This window comes from Rothia sp. HMSC065B04 (assembly GCF_001812285.1).
Classification (GTDB): Bacteria; Actinomycetota; Actinomycetes; order Actinomycetales; family Micrococcaceae; genus Rothia; species Rothia mucilaginosa.
Genome location: NZ_KV808406.1, coordinates 454,491 through 469,700 on the forward strand (window position 1 = coordinate 454,491; position 15,210 = coordinate 469,700).

The following is a 15,210-nucleotide window of genomic DNA, read 5'->3' on the forward strand; positions in this document are numbered from 1 at the left end:
TGGAGGTCCCGGGATCGATTCCCGGTCGGGGCTCAGATAAGCCTGTCTCTTCAGAGGCAGGCTTTTTTGTTTGCCAATTTTGTCTGCCTATTTTCTTTGCCTGAAGCCCGGTCTGCAGGCGCTCAATAGTACTCAGCCCTGCGGCTCGATACCGGGCATAGCGAAGCCCCCGAGAAAAATACTCGGGGGCTTCGTCTTTATGCTCTGATCAAAGCGTTAGGAGGCGCGGCGCACTACCGGCAGCTGGGACAGTAGCTCGTAGGAGCGCAGGCGGTCCTCATGCTCCCACGCCTCGGTCATGACGATGAGCTCGTCAGCGCCCGTGCGCGCCACCAGGTCCTCAATACGAGCCTGCGCGGTGGCGGGGGAACCTACGATTGCTTCGGCGGTCATGCGTTCAATGTGCATCTTCTCCGCGTCGGTCCAGACGGCGTCCATATCCTCCACGGGAGGTGCGAAAGACAGATTGCCGCGCACCACGCCCAGGAAATGCTGCTGCTGGCTCGTGTACAGGTAGCGTGCCCGCTCGTCGGTATCGGCGAACATTGCGGTGGCACCCACCATGACGTAGGGCTGTTCCAGGTGCTCCGAGGGCTTGAAGTTTGCGCGGTAGGTGTCTACCGCCTCCTGCAGCATGGCGGGGGCAAAATGCGAAGCGAACGCGTAGGGCAGACCCAGCTGTGCGGCAAGCTGCGCACCGAACAGGGAAGAACCCAGAATGTACAGGGGCACCTTCGAGCCCTGGCCGGGAATGGCGTGCACGCGGTGCATGGGGGAGGGCTCGCCCAGGAAGCGCTGCAGCTGCTGCACCTCGGCGGGGAAGCTCATGGCGGCAGAATCGTCGCGGCGCAGAGCGGCGGCGGTCATCGGGTCGGTGCCGGGCGCACGGCCCACACCCAGGTCAATGCGGCCGGGGTGGAATGCGTTGAGGGTACCGAACTGCTCCGCCACCACGTAGGGTGCGTGGTTGGGGAGCATAATGCCGCCCGAACCCACGCGAATACGCTCAGTTGCGGCGGCGATCTCCGCCATGACCACGACGGTCGCCGAGGACAGCAGGGAGCCGGCATTGTGGTGCTCGGCAACCCAGAAACGCTCGTAGCCGTAGGACTCAGCCGCACGGGCGGCATCGATGGTGTTGAGCATGGTCTGGTGCTGGCTCTGGTCGGGGCGGTGCGGCATCAGGTCAAGCGCCGAAATTTTTACGTTGGAAGACACAATTTTTTCCTTCTTGATTGATTGCGGGTACCCGTCCAGCCTACGCCTGCTTGGGCTGGACGGGTAGGGGCCTTCGCTAGCAGGTAAAAATGCGACGAAATACTGCACGCCGGTTACCTGTACAGCGGTCTGTCCACTCTGTGCGTTCGAGCTGAACACTGTGCACAAGAACGGTAGACTGAAACCATGCAAGTAACTCCCCAGTAGATACTGTTTATAGCGCGTCATCCTTGCAGAATGGAGAAAACGTAATAGATAATGACGGGGAATGTAACTTGAGAGATTAATTAGAAAAGAGAAAGCAATGAAGCTATCAGCTCTACGTATTAACAATTTTCAGTCTTTTGGTCCATACGAGGCTGAGATTCGCCTTGAAGACGATATAACCTATCTCCTTGGCCCGAACGGCTCAGGTAAAACTGCTGTTCTTCAGGCCTTGGCTAGGCTTTTTAGTCCTATCCAATCGCAACGTACAGTTCAGGTATCAGACTTTCACCGTCCTATGGACAAAATAAACTATGTGGAGCAAGACTGGCTAGATACAGAACCAGAACTTTGGATTGAAGCCGAGTTTGAAGGTTCGGAACCTACAGACGACATCAACCCCTCCAATATTGTCTTTTTTAAGCAGATGAGTATGGAAAGAAGCGATAGCGACCGACCGAGAATGGTCGTGAGGCTTACTGCTAATCTGGATAGCGACGGTATAGTTGAAGAAAAAATTGAGTATGTTCGTATCAAAAACGGGGAACGTAGCTTTATTACCATGCCTCGCACTGACCGTAACAAGATAGCTGTCTACTACCTCCCAGCTCGACGTGATCCCAGCGATCAGATTTCCTATACGGCTTCTTCCATGATGGGGAAAATATTGCGCGCGACTGAATGGAAAAATCAGCGGCGTGAGATTGCCGAAAAATTTTCAGAAATTTCCGACTCAATAATAAAGAACACTGTAATTGAGTTAATTGGAGAAAACATTGAATATAATTGGAAAAGGTTGCACAGAGGAAACTTTTTAACCTCTCCATCGATTACATTCGGTAATGGTGAGCTTGAGAGTATTCTGCGTCAGCTGTCTTTAGATTTTAATCCAACGCATACCGGTAGCGGCCTTCCTTTTGATAACCTAAGTGATGGGCAGAAATCTCTACTTTATTTTTCCATAATTATGGCGTGGATTTCCCTCTGCAGGAAAGCTATGAATGGTGAAGCTAATGATATAGATTTAGATCGCCTCAATCCTCCTGTATGCACTATTATAGCGGTTGAGGAACCTGAAAATAGTCTTGCTCCGCATTACCTGGGACGTATTTCTAAACAGCTAAGGAATGTGTCTAATATTGCTCAATCTATTATTGCAACGCATTCCCCAGCAGTTGTCAGACGTGTTGAGCCGTCTTCAATTAGGTTTTTACGCTTAAATAGTGACCGCAATACAAGTGTAAAATATATTAATATTCCGGAAAATGGAGTTGAGGCAGCTAAATATGTGAATGAAGCTATTAAGGCTTATCCTGAACTTTATTTCTCGCGTTTAGTTATTCTTGGCGAAGGTGATAGTGAGATGCTTGTGCTGCCTCGAATTTTGGCATCTTCAGGTATCGTTGAGGACGAGATGTCAGTATCGGTGGTACCGCTTGGAGGGCGCCATGTAAATTACTTCTGGCGTCTTCTTGATGATCTTGAAATACCCCACCTAACTTTGCTGGATCTCGATTATGGTAGGTATCAGGGGGGCTATGGGCGAATTCGATATGCTCTAAGGCAATTGTGTAAATTTGGGAATTTTTCTGAGGATGATAATATTTTTGGAGAAATTCAAGAAAATTTAGATGCCTATATTGAGGATAGCCATTTTGAGACTCTTGAAGAAAAGGGAGTATTCTTTTCGCAGCCGATTGATTTAGATATGATGATGCTGGAAGCGTACCGAGATGCTTATCAAATTGGAGATAATGAAATTGACTCCAACCCCTCTGCTCAATGCATAAAAAGAGTGTTGGGGGATAATGCTAAGGGCACCTTAGATTTACCTGAGTCTACAATTTCGTTTTTTGATGCTTATCGTAAACTTTTCAAAGGCAATAGTAAACCAGTTACGCATCTATATGCTTTGGCACGTATTGACGATGATCGCTTAATGCAAAATTTGCCAGCGCCTCTTAAAAAATTAGTTGAGGTAGTCGATGAAAAACTGAAGGAGTTGCCAGAATGATTCCTCAAGAAGATTGGGAGGCCGCAGATGGACTTATTCTTGAACCTAATGCTTATGAGGCTGTACGGTCTTCAAAGAATATGATAGTTAGTGCGGGGCCAGGAGCTGGTAAAACTGAGTTGCTTGCTCAGCGCGCTGACTTTCTGCTACGAACAGGTAGCTGTCGCTATCCACAACGTATTTTGGCAATTTCATTTAAAGTTGATGCTGCGCGCAATCTTGATGAGCGTGTTCGTGAGCGTTCTGGTCGGATATATTCAGCGCGTTTCGACAGTATGACGTTTGATGCTTTTAGCAAAATGATAGTTGATAACTATAGGGCTGTTTTATTAGACGAATATCGGCTGGATGATAATTATAAGATTGATGCATCTTTAGGTGATAATGATTTATGTCCTGACCGAACAAATTATAATCAGCTGAAAGAGCGAGCCATTAAGATTATTGAATCTAACTCTTATGTTTTATGGTCTCTTCGGCAAGTGTATAGTCATATTTTCATTGATGAATTTCAGGATACAACTGACATACAGTATCGCTTGATTAGGAAAATTTTCAGAGAATCAAATAGTGTCGTTACTGCTGTTGGTGATGAAAAGCAAAAAATTATGGTATGGGCTGGGGCGATGGAAGGTATTGTAGAAGATTTTGAGAAGGACTTTAATGCTAATAAAATTAGCCTATATAGAAATTTTCGTTCGCTTCCAAGATTGCAAAGAGTCCAGCAGAATATCGCCCGAGTCATCGAATCGAACGGTGATTCTGTTGTGAATACTATAAATGGCACCAGTGGTGGTATCCATGTTTTATCATATGCATCTGATGTTGAAGAAGCAGAAGATATTGCAGGAAAGATTCAAAAGTGGATTCAATCAGGCACCAGCCCAGATGAGATTGCTGTTTTAGTGCGTCAACAGTCTGAAATTATCACTAGTTCACTCGTAAAAGAATTGCAAAGAATGAATATTGTATATTGCGACGAAGCTAAAATTCAAGGTTTGCTAGAGGAGCCAATTGCGATTGTTGCTTTTAATTTCTTGAAATTAGTTATTTGCCAATCCAACTCTGAAGCTTACATCGTGCTTAACCAGTTTGCTGAGAATGTTTCTGTCTCTGATGCGATGGCGCAGAAGATTACAAATGGACTCAGTGAGCTTATTGTCAGCGCAGAAAAATATGTAAACTCTGAGCTATTTGAGGGATCTGATGATGATTGGCTATTTCTCTTTGAACAATTGTGGACCCTCTTTCCTGACTCTTTGTTCCACTCGATTTCTGATAGGTACCAACAGGAAGGTTACATCCGTAAATGTAAAGAAAAAATATATAAATCTTTCTTTGATGAGCTGCGTGTTGATGAAAATTCGTCTCAGGCTCTTAATAGGTTGTCTGGTGAGGGTGCTGTAAAAATTCTTACTATCCATAAAAGTAAAGGATTAGAATTTGAGAAAGTGATTCTTCTTGGCGTTGAAAATCAGCTTTTCTGGTCAAAATCATTTGATTATGCGCAAGGGACTAGAATTCCAAAGGAAGTTCTTCAAACGTTTTTCGTGGCAGTGTCACGTGCAAAACATGAGCTGGTTCTAACCTCTGTACAGAGGCGAAATAGGCCCCAAAAGTATACAGGGCGATGGGACGAAAATCGTACATCTTATACAGGGCTTTTGGGATTTGTTCAGGGGATGTAGGATTTATTTTACTGTAATTTGATAATTGATTTTATATAATTTAGTTTTGTATTTGGTTTGGATTCTGGTGAAAGGTGCAATTATTTGAGCTGACGTGTGTCCACTCTGTGCGTTCGAGCTGAACACTGTGCACAAGAACGGTAGACTGAAATCATGAGCATTAACCCTGAGATTGTGGGCAGGGTCTACCCGTCCGAGAACACCTACGTTGTCGGTCGCGAAAAGATCCGCGAATTTGCCCGAGCAGTTCATGCAGAAAACCCCCTCCACCACGACGTTGAGGCAGCCCGCGCGGCAGGGTACGCAGATGTGATTGCCCCGCCGACCTTCGCCATTATCCTGGCGCAGGCAGCTGACGCGGCACTCATCAACGACGATTCCGCCGGTATTGATTTCTCCCGCGTGGTGCACGCCGACCAGCGCTTCACCCACCACCGCCCCATCGTTGCCGGTGATGAGCTGCGCACCGAAGTTCACGTGGACTCCGTGCGCGTTATGGGTGCCGGCGCAATGCTGACTACCCGTGAAGAAATCGTTGACGCGCAGGGCGAGCCGGTCACCACCTGCATTTCTTCCCTGCTGGTTCGTGCTGAGGAGGAAAACTAATGGTGCGTTTTGAAGAGCTTGAAAAGGGCCAGGACATCGGTTCGCGTACCGTGGAGCTCTCCCGCGCTTCGCTGGTGCGTTACGCTGGCGCATCCGGTGACTTCAATCCGATTCACTGGAACGAGCGTTTTGCTCAGTCGGTGGGCCTGTCCGGCGTGATCGCTCACGGCATGCTGACCATGGGTACCGCCGTGCAGCTCGTGAGCGACTGGGCGGGCGACCCTGGCGCGATCGTGGACTACCAGACTCGATTCACCAAGCCCGTTCCCGTGGCGGATGCACCCGGCGGCGAAAACCCCGACACCCCCACGAACGCCCTGACCATCAGCGGTAAGGTGGGCGCCCTGAACGAGGAGGAGCGCACCGCCCGCATTGACCTGACCGTCACCGCTCGTGATGAGGAAGGCAAGGAGCAGAAGGTTCTGATGAAGAGCCAGGCTGTGGTTCGTCTCTCGGCATAGAGTTTCTGTGCTTGCAGATAGCCGTGTGAAAGCAATTATGTGAAAGCCCTGGCGCTACCCGATGAGGTGGTGCCGGGGCTTTTGTGCGCTCACCGATTTTGTGCGCTTATCGGCGGGGTGGTGGCGTTTTTCTGAGAAAGGTGCGGCGGAAAATGAAGGCAAAATCACCATAAGGTTTTCGTGACTTTAACGCATGGTGGGTGTCGACCCCGCACAACGACCGGTATTCTTAACCTATGACTGAAAAGCTGTTGAGCGAACTGACCACCGCCCAGGTAGGCGGCCCCGCTAAGACCTACGTCCGCGCCACCTCCGAAGCAGAAATTATCGAAGCAGTCTCCGCTGCAGACGCCTCAGGCGAACCCGTCCTCATCGTGGGCGGCGGCTCCAACCTGCTGGTTTCCGACGAAGGCTTCAACGGAACCGTCGTGCACATCGCCTCCGAAGGCGTAGAGGTTCTGCCCATCCCCGCATGCGGCGGCGCAAACGTGCGCGTACAGGCGGGCACCATCTGGGATGACTTCGTCAAGCTCAGCATCGAGAACGAATGGGTCGGCCCCGCGGCCCTCTCCGGCATTCCCGGTACCGTGGGCGCGACCCCCGTGCAGAACGTCGGCGCCTACGGCGTGGAGGTGGGCGAGTTCATCGCCTCCGTACGCACCTGGGACCGTGAAAAGAACACTCGGAAGACCTTCGCGAGCGCAGACCTGCGCTTCGGCTACCGCGACTCGGTGCTCAAGCGCGCAACTGTCAACGGCTCGCCCCGCTACGTGGTGCTGACTGTTGATTTCCAGTTCACCCTCGGCAACCTCTCTTCCCCGATTCGCTACGCCGAGCTGGCGAAGAGCCTGGGTGTTGAGCCCGGCGAGCGCGCCGACTCTGCGCTGGTTCGTGAAAAGGTGCTGGAGCTGCGCGGCTCCAAGGGCATGGTGCTCAACCCCGAGGACCGTGACACCTTCTCGACCGGTTCTTTCTTCACCAACCCGATTGTGCCCCGCTCGACCCTGGAGTCCCTGCCCGAGGGTGCCCCGAACTTCCCGGTGGTTGTGAAGACTTCCCCGTTCACCGCGGGTGTCGAGGACCCCGATCACGTGAAGCTTTCGGCTGCTTGGCTGATTCAGCACGCCGGTTTCGAGAAGGGCTTTGGCCTGGAGGGTGAGTCTCGCGAGATTGCTCAGGGCCGTGCGAGCCTGTCGACCAAGCACACCCTGGCGATTACGAACCGCGGCGGCGCATCCGCTGAGGACATCTTCGCTATCGCCCGCGCTGTGCGCGACGGCGTGCGTGAACGTTTTGGTGTGACCCTGGTTCCTGAGCCTGTCGTTGTCAACGACGAAATCTAAACGCTTAACTTCTCGCCTCTCGTAGCGCGAGGACACATAGAATAAACGCTTCGGGCGGTCTCTGATAAAGAGGCCGCCCGAAGCGTTGTATTGACCCGCTGAGCTAATGGCGAGGTGAGGAAACGCGTGCCTGCCCCGGCAGGTAAGGCCTGCGTTTGGGCGCTGTGCGCGTTGCCGCAAGGGGAGCGGCGGGCAGGTGCTCCATCAACACCTGAACCGCCAGGGGAAGCTTCTGCGGCGGGCTGGGGGCGTGGAAAATCGGCTTGTGGCGCGTGGGCCGGGAGGGGTAGTATTCCGCATCCTCGCTGTGGGACCAGACAAGGTTGCCGAACTCGCCGGGAACAGGGGAGAGCACGTTGGCGTAGTAGGCGCGCGTCTGCAGATCGGCACGCTCGGAGGCGCCAGTAGTGGTGCCGGTGGATACGCCGCTGGGTACGCGGTCCTGTTCGATGATGAGGGCGCGGACCATGCCGCCTACGGTGCTAATCGCGTTTACGTGTAGGGCGAGCAGATCCCCGTCCTTGTGGTCGACCTGTACCTGCCCGTCCGCGAGGATTTGGGTGCCCATTGTGATGCTGCTGGCGATTCCTTCGCAGAGGGCACGGATGAGCGCCATGCGTGCAGGGTAGAGGTCTGCGATATCCCAGCCGATGAGGGCGGGCGTGGCGGAATTGCCTGCGTATTCCTCGCAGGATTCGTAGGCTGCGACGTCCACGTAGCCGCGGGCGATGGGCTCGCGGTCGTAGGGGCGGCCGTCGCGCTGCTCCCAGAAGCTGAGGGCGGTTGCGGTGAAGACAGCCTGACCGTCGCGTACGGCGACGCTGAGCGTAAAGTCCTGTGGGTAGCCATTTTTGGTGCGCGGGCGCAGGGTGATTGCGCGGGTGTATTCGTTGAATTCCTCGGGCCAGTCCAGGTAGTAGCTCATTTTTGCCCCGTCGCCACGGTGCACGGTGAGTTCGCCCGGCAGTAGCATGGCTTCGGGCACGCCGCCGGCACGTTCGGTGGCGTAGTGTTCGCTCACGGGCCAGGGGCTGAACTCTGTGCGGTAGGGGCTGGAGAGGAAGGAATCGAGCATAGAACGTATCCTCTCATAGTTTGAGGTTGTGGCGCATGGATAGGGGGCTTAAATGACAAATGAGCTGTCCCTTCTGGTTGCTCGGAAAAAGCGTTCAGGAGGGACAGCCCATCATGTAGGCTAGGCGGCTCGTTAGAGGGATTCGCCGCGGCGTTCAGGCAACAGGAACACGGTGGTTGCCGCTACCAGGAACGCGGTGGAGAAGAGCGTAAAGAGCAGCGGGGTTCCACCGAATGCGATCAGCGGCGGCACAATGAGCGGCGCCGCGATGGAGGCGATACGACCAATGCCGGCGGCGGCACCGGTGCCGGTTCCGCGCAGGTGGGTCGGGAAGATTTCCGGGCTCAGGGCGTAGAGGGCACCCCACGCGCCGAGGTTGAAGAAGGAGAGCATGCAACCGGCGAGGATAATGAATACCTCGGAGTGCGCCATGCCGTAGCCAGCCGCTGCGAGGGCGGAGCCGAGCAGGAAGGTCGCCAGGGTTGCGCGTCGGCCCCACTTTTCGATGAGGTAGGCGGCGACCGCGTAGCCGGGCAGCTGGGCGAGGGTCATGATGAGCGTGAACGCGAAGGACTTCACGAGGCTGAAGCCCTGGGCGTTCAGCAGCGCCGGAATCCAGATGAATGCGCCGTAGTAGGAGAGGTTGATGCAGAACCAGATGACGCACAGGGCGATTGGTCTTGCGGCGCTGACCGGCAGCCCAGATGGAGTGAATCTTCGCGGATTCTGCGTTGTCGGCACTTTCTGCGGCACCGTGTGCGGAAGCGTCTTCGGTCTGCTTCTTACCGGTTCGGGAGAAGAGCGCGGGGGAGGCCTCGAAACGTTCGACCACCTGTCGTGCCTGATCGTGCTTGCCGACCGACTCCAGGAAGCGCACCGACTCGGGGGTTCCCATACGGATTACGAGCGAGTAGATGGCGGGGATCAGACCGATGGCAAGCGCCCAACGCCAGCCATTAGCCTGCGGAACGACGAAGGTACCGATGAGCGCGGCGAGGATCCAGCCCAGAGCCCAGAAAGCCTCCAGGGCGACCACGACGCGCCCGCGAATAGCACGCGGCGAGAACTCAGAAATCAGGGTGGACGCCACGGGAAGTTCCGCGCCCAGACCCAGACCAACCAGGAAACGGAAGACGAGCAGCACACCCAGGGAGGTTGCCAGGGCGGATGCGCCGGTCGCCAGACCGTAAATCAGCAGGGTGAGGGCGAAGATGTAGCGGCGGCCGAGCTTATCGGCGAGTAGGCCGCCGAAGGTTGCACCGAGCGCCATGCCGGCGAATCCGATGGATCCGAGCCAGGAGGCTTCGGTGGGGCTGAGCTGCCATTCCTTGATGAGTGCCGCCATGACGAAGGAGATGAGGCCAACGTCCATGGCGTCCAGCGCCCAGCCGAGACCCGAGATGCCCAGGAGCTTGCCGTGGGCGCGGGTGAAGGGCAGGTTTTCGAGGCGTTCGTTGAGGGTCGGTGCGGCGTTGCGTTCAGCAGCGGGTGCAGAGGTACCAGCGGGTGCAACAGCGTTGGTGCGGGATGAGTCCGTTGATACGGGACGAGGGGAGGACACGGTAGTGGGTCGCTTCCTTAGTGTTTAGGCGTAGTGCCGGGTGAATTGTTCCCTTACAGTGTATAAAGGTACTTTCGACTTGAACACTATTGAAACGAAAAAATTTTGAAGATGACGGAAAAATCTCAACATGAAGAAATCTTTCACAGCACCCATTCAGCGGTAGGTGCTATTCTCTAACCACCGCCGCCCGGTGAAACTCGCCTACGGCACGTTTGGAAGGACCACCCCTGAAAACTATTGAAGATGAAGTCAAAGAAAGCGAGACCAGCCGCTTTCACCGCTGGCTCGAAGCCCGCAAGGAACGTATGCACGCGCATCCGGTCATGCGTCATCTCTACAAGCCCCTCGTCATCGGCGTGGGCGCCTTCTGCTTTATCGCCGGACTGATTATGCTCGTCACCCCCGGCCCCGGCTGGCTGTTCATCTTCATCGGCCTGGGCATTTGGGGTACCGAATTCACCTGGGCACGCCGCGCCAATGTCTTCATGAAGCACGTGGTGCTCACCGCCTGGTACCGCTACCGCGCCTGGCGACAGCAGCGCAAGGAACGCAAAGCCGCACGCAAGGCAGAACGCAAAGCCGTCGCCGCAAACCAGCGCTAAACCAGCTCACGCTATACGCAGACGCAAAAAGCCCTCGCTCCCATCCGAAAAGATTGGTAGCGAGGGCTTTCTTATAGCGTGTCAGTGAGCTTTAGAGCTTGCCAACAGCAATCTGCAGCATGCGGCGAATCGGCTCAGCAGCACCCCAGAGCAGCTGGTCACCCACAGTGAACGCGCTAATGTACTCGGGGCCCATCGCAAGCTTACGCACGCGACCAACCGGAATTTCCAGAGAACCGGAAGCAGCCACGGGGGTCAGCTGCTCCATGGACTCCTCACGCTGGTTCGGCACGAAGCGAACCCAGGGGTTGTCCTCAGCGATGATGCGCTCGATCTCTTCGATCGGCAGGTCCTTCTTGAGCTTGATGGTCAGCGCCTGAGAGTGCGAGCGCATCGCAGCGATGCGGACGCACAGACCGTCCATGGTGATCTTGTCATCTTCGGAGCGGCCCAGAATCTTGTTGGTCTCAACCTCAGCCTTCCACTCTTCGCGGGACTGACCGTTACCCAAATCCGAGTCGATCCAGGGAATCAGGGAGCCGGCGAGCGGCACACCGAACTGGGAAGAATCCAGCTCACCGGAGCGCTGCTTAGCAAGGATCTTGCGGTCGATGTCCAGAATTGCGGATGCGGGGTCGTTCAGCTCCTCGGAGACCTCGTTGCCCAGGTCGCGGAACTGTGCAAGCACCTCGCGCATGTGGCGGGCACCGCCGCCGGAAGCAGCCTGGTAGGTCATGGAGGTAGCCCACTCGACCAGGTCGTTCTTGAAGAGGCCGCCCAGGCCCATCAGCAGGCAGGAGACGGTGCAGTTACCGCCGACGAAGTCCTTCACGCCGGATGCCAGGCCGCGGTCGATGACGTCGCGGTTAATGGGGTCCAGCACGATGATGGAGTCATCGTTCATGCGCAGGGTGGAAGCGGCATCAATCCACAGGCCGTCCCAGCCGGCTGCACGAAGCTTCGGGTGCACAGCCTCGGTGTAGCCACCGCCCTGAGCGGTCACAATAATCGAGTGCTTACGCAACTCATCAATGTCGTATGCGTCCTTCAGCTCGGACGGCTCAATTACGCCGTCGAAGGTGGGCGCAGCGCCACCAACATTAGAGGTAGTGAAGAAGACGGGGGTAATGCCCTCGAAGTCGCCTTCCTCAACCATGCGCTTCATGAGGACGGAGCCCACCATGCCGCGCCAGCCAACAAAACCTACAGAGTCACCGGGATTAAAGTTCATGGTTCCCAGTGTACTCTCAGGCTGGCGGGTGCGGACTAACACCGTACAAAAAATTTGATATTCGGAACGGGACATTCCGCGCAGGCGCTAGGCTTGGTATCCGACTCGGCACCAGGTACTGTATCGGGGCGCGTTAAAGCGTTCAAGCCCGCGGTACTCCGGGCGGAGTAGCCGCAGGCTTGAGTCGCTCGTCTGAGCTTGTTTGTCAGAGGTTGTTTGCTAGAGCTGACGGTCTATGGAGACGTTCTTAGGAGAGACGTTCCAGACGCTGGAACGAGAAGTACATGGGGTTCTTCGTGCCCGACTCATCGAGCAGGTAACCCTTCTCGCTATTCTCCCATGCACTCTCGGAGGTGACCCGCCAGCACCCGTTCGGTGAGCCGCCTTCGTAGCTACCCGCAGAATCTGCAAGCTGCAGTTCGGGCGCTCGCGTATCGCCGGTAATCTCGTTACCTTCCTGGCAGTAGAAGAGGGTCCGCTCCACCGTCTTCACCCGACCGAAGGCGGGCAGATCGGTGCGGGAGAGCGCCTCCGCGTACACGGAGCCGCCACCAATAATCCAAGCATCAACCGCGGCGGTATCTGCGGGGGTAGCTTCGACCGGCGCGCCTGCAGCGTCACGAGCCGCGTACAGCGCCGCATCCAGCGAAGGAACCCACAGGGCACCATCGCGTTCTTCCGCCTCGGTAACCGAACGGCTAATCACAATATTCGTACGGCCCGGCAGGGGGCGAAAACGCGGCGGGAACGACTCCCAGGTGCGGCGACCCATAATCACCGGAGCGCCCAGCGTCACCTTCTTGAAGTGCGCCAAATCCTCCGGCGCGTACCAGGGCATATCCCCGTCACGACCAATGATGCCGGCATCAGTTTGAGCCCAAATAGCGCCCAGACGAAACATCATGCCTCCTCGTTACCTGCAGTTAGACCGCGATCGGGGCGGCAATACCGGGATGGTGCTTGTAATCCACCAGCTCAAAATCTTCATACTCGTAATCGAAAATAGAAGGCTTCTTCGTCTTAATAACCAGCTTCGGGTACGGGTACGGCTCACGCGGGGGGTAGGGGTTGCCCTCCGGGTCAGTGCCGTAGCCCAGCTGCTTCTTCACCTGCTCCAGGTGGTTCGAGTAGATGTGGCAGTCGCCGCCGGTCCACACGAACTCGCCCGGCTCCATGCCCACCTCCTGGGCAATCAGGTAGGTCAGCAGCGCGTACGAGGCGATATTGAAGGGCACGCCCAGGAACATGTCCGCGCTACGCTGGTACAGCTGGCAGGACAGCTCCTTCACACCGTCCGTGCGTTCGTGCACGTAGAACTGGAAGAGTGCGTGGCAGGGCGGAAGCGCCATATTGTCCACCTCGGCAGGGTTCCACGCCGATACAATATGGCGGCGCGAGCTCGGGTTATTCTTCAGCGAATCGATAACCTTCGCAATCTGGTCAATCGTGCCACCGTCGGGGGTCGGCCAAGAACGCCACTGCACGCCGTACACCGGGCCCAAATCGCCCTTCTCATCAGCCCACTCATCCCAAATGGTCACGCCGCGCTCCTGCAACCAGCGCACATTTGAGGAACCGCGCAAGAACCACAGCAGCTCAATGGCAACAGACTTGAAGTGCACGCGCTTGGTGGTAATCAGCGGGAACGACTCACGCAGGTCAAAACGCATCTGACGCCCAAACACGCCGAAGGTGCCGGTGCCGGTACGGTCGGAACGCTGCGCATCCGCCGCGATGGCGTCCTTGTTCTCCTCGAGGATTTCGCGCAGAAGATCTTCATAGGGAGTGGGGATTGCGTGAGTCATAAGAAAAACCTTGAATCCTGTCAGTAGACGTGAGAGACGGTCACAAATCAACCGCCCCTCTATTGTAAAACCCCCGAATGGGCGCAGGTAGAGCAAACGCGCTGAGCATAAAGCCCAGCGCGCTCGCCGTTAGAAGATCAAAGTATATGGATGCTAGTCCAGAGCCGCGCGTACACGCTCCACCGAGACAATACGCGGGTTATCGCCCTCGGTCACCTGCAGAACCAGGGCATCGCCAGGCTCCAGGTACGGGTCCTCAGTCGGAAGAACCTCCGCGGAACCCTCAAACAGGTAGTCACGCAGAACATCCATCACCTGGGGCAGCACCGGGCGGTGAGTGCACAGCAACGAGGAAGAATCCTTCTCGAACAGCGACGCCACCACGCGGGCAGTACGTGCCGGGTGACGCTGAGCGCCAGCTTCCGACAGGGACTTCTTCTCCTTCACAGACACACCGTAATCCACCGAATACGGGGTCACAGTCTGAACGCAACGCAGCCACGGGGAAGAAATAATACGGCTCGGAGCCCACGCCGCAAAGAGACGGCTAGAAGCCAGCGCCTGACGCTTGCCGGTCGCCGCGAGCGGACGGTCATCCTCAGCAGCAGCCCAGTTCGAACGCGGCTTAGCCTTCGCGTGGCGGGCAATCAGAATCGGGCGGGTACGTAGTGCATCCGCCTCAGCCAGGGCTTCCAGAGATTCCAGAGGCGCCAAATCATCCTCGTTAGTCAGCAGAGCGCGAGCCACGTCAGTGGTTACCCAGCGCAGCTCATCCACTTCACCCTCATCAGCCAGGGCGCGGGCACCGTCGGGCAGTTCAGCAGCCCAGTAGAAAACATCCTTCGGACGGCCACCCACCGGGTAGGAAGTCACCGCCAGGGGCACACCCAGAACAACCTGCAGACCGACCTCTTCGCGAATCTCACGAATAGCGGTCTCAGCAAGGGACTCGCCCGGATCCTGCTTGCCCTTAGGCCAGGACCAGTCGTCATAACGAGGGCGGTGAATGATCAGGACCTCAAGCGCACCATCGCGCATACGCCAAATCAGTGCGCCAGAAGCAACAATATCCGCAGTGTTCGCGGGGGAACGGTCAATGCTGTTGACCGCGTCAAAACGTCGTGCCGAGTAGTAGATGGAGGGGGAATCCAGCGGTGCCATATCTCTCTCTGATCCTCTTCGCTAGGCTGCGCACAATGCCAGAGGGCACCATGCTCCGCGTCTAATTGTAGGGGAGAGAAGCGTCAAGTTGTAATCTCAACGTAACCTGTTGTTCACTTTTGCGCTAAGTGCACTAGTCCGCCCCAAGATTTTGCACGACACGCGGCAAACCCCGCCTGCCCTCACACCAAAAAGCGTGAGAACAGACGGGGTTCATAACCAGAAATCACCGCTAGGT

General features: G+C 55.7%; 12 protein-coding genes and 1 pseudogene. 6 read left to right on the plus strand and 7 right to left on the minus strand.

Translation table 11 applies throughout. The annotated features are described in order from the left end of the window. Positions 1–216 precede the first annotated feature (216 nt). Positions 217–1,218 carry an LLM class flavin-dependent oxidoreductase gene (locus tag HMPREF2845_RS01960; protein ID WP_070633759.1) on the minus strand — a complete coding sequence of 334 codons (1,002 nt, stop codon included), beginning with the start codon at positions 1,216–1,218 and terminating at the stop codon, positions 217–219. 304 nt (positions 1,219–1,522) lie between these two features. Here HMPREF2845_RS01960 and HMPREF2845_RS01965 point away from each other — a divergent pair, with 304 nt between their 5' ends. The 5 genes from HMPREF2845_RS01965 to HMPREF2845_RS01985 all read left to right on the plus strand — a co-directional run bounded on the left by HMPREF2845_RS01965 (position 1,523) and on the right by HMPREF2845_RS01985 (position 7,534). Beyond that, entirely contained in the window at positions 1,523–3,436 is a 1,914-nt protein-coding gene (locus HMPREF2845_RS01965; protein ID WP_070633760.1) for an ATP-dependent nuclease, read from the plus strand. Further along, positions 3,433–5,124 (plus strand): UvrD-helicase domain-containing protein, encoded by a 1,692-nt coding sequence (locus HMPREF2845_RS01970; RefSeq protein ID WP_070633761.1) that lies wholly within the window; start codon positions 3,433–3,435, stop codon positions 5,122–5,124. The genes HMPREF2845_RS01965 and HMPREF2845_RS01970 overlap by 4 nt, the downstream gene beginning before the upstream one ends. Before the next feature lie 153 nt (positions 5,125–5,277). After that, positions 5,278–5,730 carry a MaoC family dehydratase N-terminal domain-containing protein gene (locus HMPREF2845_RS01975; RefSeq protein WP_005504824.1) on the plus strand — a complete coding sequence of 151 codons (453 nt, stop codon included), beginning with the start codon at positions 5,278–5,280 and terminating at the stop codon, positions 5,728–5,730. Next, on the plus strand, positions 5,730–6,191 hold the full coding sequence (locus HMPREF2845_RS01980) for a MaoC family dehydratase (protein ID WP_049356309.1): 462 nt from the start codon (positions 5,730–5,732) through the stop codon (positions 6,189–6,191). Before HMPREF2845_RS01975 ends, HMPREF2845_RS01980 begins: the two co-directional genes overlap by 1 nt. A gap of 236 nt (positions 6,192–6,427) precedes the next feature. Next, positions 6,428–7,534: a UDP-N-acetylmuramate dehydrogenase gene (locus HMPREF2845_RS01985; RefSeq protein WP_070633762.1), complete on the plus strand. Its 1,107-nt coding sequence runs from the start codon at positions 6,428–6,430 to the stop codon at positions 7,532–7,534. Positions 7,535–7,637: 103 nt separating this feature from the next. On the opposite strand, the gene HMPREF2845_RS01990 is transcribed toward HMPREF2845_RS01985, so the two are convergent. After that, on the minus strand, positions 7,638–8,609 hold the full coding sequence (locus tag HMPREF2845_RS01990) for a histidine kinase (protein ID WP_070633763.1): 972 nt from the start codon (positions 8,607–8,609) through the stop codon (positions 7,638–7,640). 132 nt (positions 8,610–8,741) lie between these two features. Then, positions 8,742–10,170: pseudogene (locus HMPREF2845_RS01995) on the minus strand (MFS transporter). Positions 10,171–10,385: 215 nt separating this feature from the next. Here HMPREF2845_RS01995 and HMPREF2845_RS02000 point away from each other — a divergent pair. Beyond that, positions 10,386–10,775: a PGPGW domain-containing protein gene (locus HMPREF2845_RS02000; protein WP_049353808.1), complete on the plus strand. Its 390-nt coding sequence runs from the start codon at positions 10,386–10,388 to the stop codon at positions 10,773–10,775. Positions 10,776–10,866: 91 nt separating this feature from the next. Here HMPREF2845_RS02000 and asd read toward each other — a convergent pair whose 3' ends face one another. From asd to HMPREF2845_RS02020, 4 genes are all read right to left on the minus strand, one after another. Continuing rightward, positions 10,867–12,006 (minus strand): aspartate-semialdehyde dehydrogenase, encoded by a 1,140-nt coding sequence (gene asd, locus HMPREF2845_RS02005; protein WP_049338058.1) that lies wholly within the window; start codon positions 12,004–12,006, stop codon positions 10,867–10,869. Between the two features lie 247 nt (positions 12,007–12,253). Beyond that, positions 12,254–12,907 (minus strand): dihydrofolate reductase, encoded by a 654-nt coding sequence (locus tag HMPREF2845_RS02010; RefSeq protein WP_070633764.1) that lies wholly within the window; start codon positions 12,905–12,907, stop codon positions 12,254–12,256. Between the two features lie 22 nt (positions 12,908–12,929). After that, positions 12,930–13,811: a thymidylate synthase gene (locus tag HMPREF2845_RS02015; RefSeq protein WP_070633765.1), complete on the minus strand. Its 882-nt coding sequence runs from the start codon at positions 13,809–13,811 to the stop codon at positions 12,930–12,932. 153 nt (positions 13,812–13,964) lie between these two features. Continuing rightward, entirely contained in the window at positions 13,965–14,972 is a 1,008-nt protein-coding gene (locus tag HMPREF2845_RS02020; protein WP_070633766.1) for an NUDIX hydrolase, read from the minus strand. Positions 14,973–15,210: the final 238 nt, after the last annotated feature.

Excerpts from the sequence above, each read along its gene's own strand:
- asd (WP_049338058.1), bottom strand. The coding sequence starts at position 12,006 with ATGAACTTTAATCCCGGTGACTCTGTAGGTTTTGTTGGCTGGCGCGGC.
- HMPREF2845_RS02010 (WP_070633764.1), bottom strand. The coding sequence starts at position 12,907 with ATGTTTCGTCTGGGCGCTATTTGGGCTCAAACTGATGCCGGCATCATT.
- HMPREF2845_RS02015 (WP_070633765.1), bottom strand. The coding sequence starts at position 13,811 with ATGACTCACGCAATCCCCACTCCCTATGAAGATCTTCTGCGCGAAATC.
- HMPREF2845_RS01975 (WP_005504824.1), top strand. The coding sequence starts at position 5,278 with ATGAGCATTAACCCTGAGATTGTGGGCAGGGTCTACCCGTCCGAGAAC.
- HMPREF2845_RS01965 (WP_070633760.1), top strand. The coding sequence starts at position 1,523 with ATGAAGCTATCAGCTCTACGTATTAACAATTTTCAGTCTTTTGGTCCA.
- HMPREF2845_RS01990 (WP_070633763.1), bottom strand. The coding sequence starts at position 8,609 with ATGCTCGATTCCTTCCTCTCCAGCCCCTACCGCACAGAGTTCAGCCCC.
- HMPREF2845_RS01970 (WP_070633761.1), top strand. The coding sequence starts at position 3,433 with ATGATTCCTCAAGAAGATTGGGAGGCCGCAGATGGACTTATTCTTGAA.
- HMPREF2845_RS01985 (WP_070633762.1), top strand. The coding sequence starts at position 6,428 with ATGACTGAAAAGCTGTTGAGCGAACTGACCACCGCCCAGGTAGGCGGC.
- HMPREF2845_RS01980 (WP_049356309.1), top strand. The coding sequence starts at position 5,730 with ATGGTGCGTTTTGAAGAGCTTGAAAAGGGCCAGGACATCGGTTCGCGT.
- HMPREF2845_RS02020 (WP_070633766.1), bottom strand. The coding sequence starts at position 14,972 with ATGGCACCGCTGGATTCCCCCTCCATCTACTACTCGGCACGACGTTTT.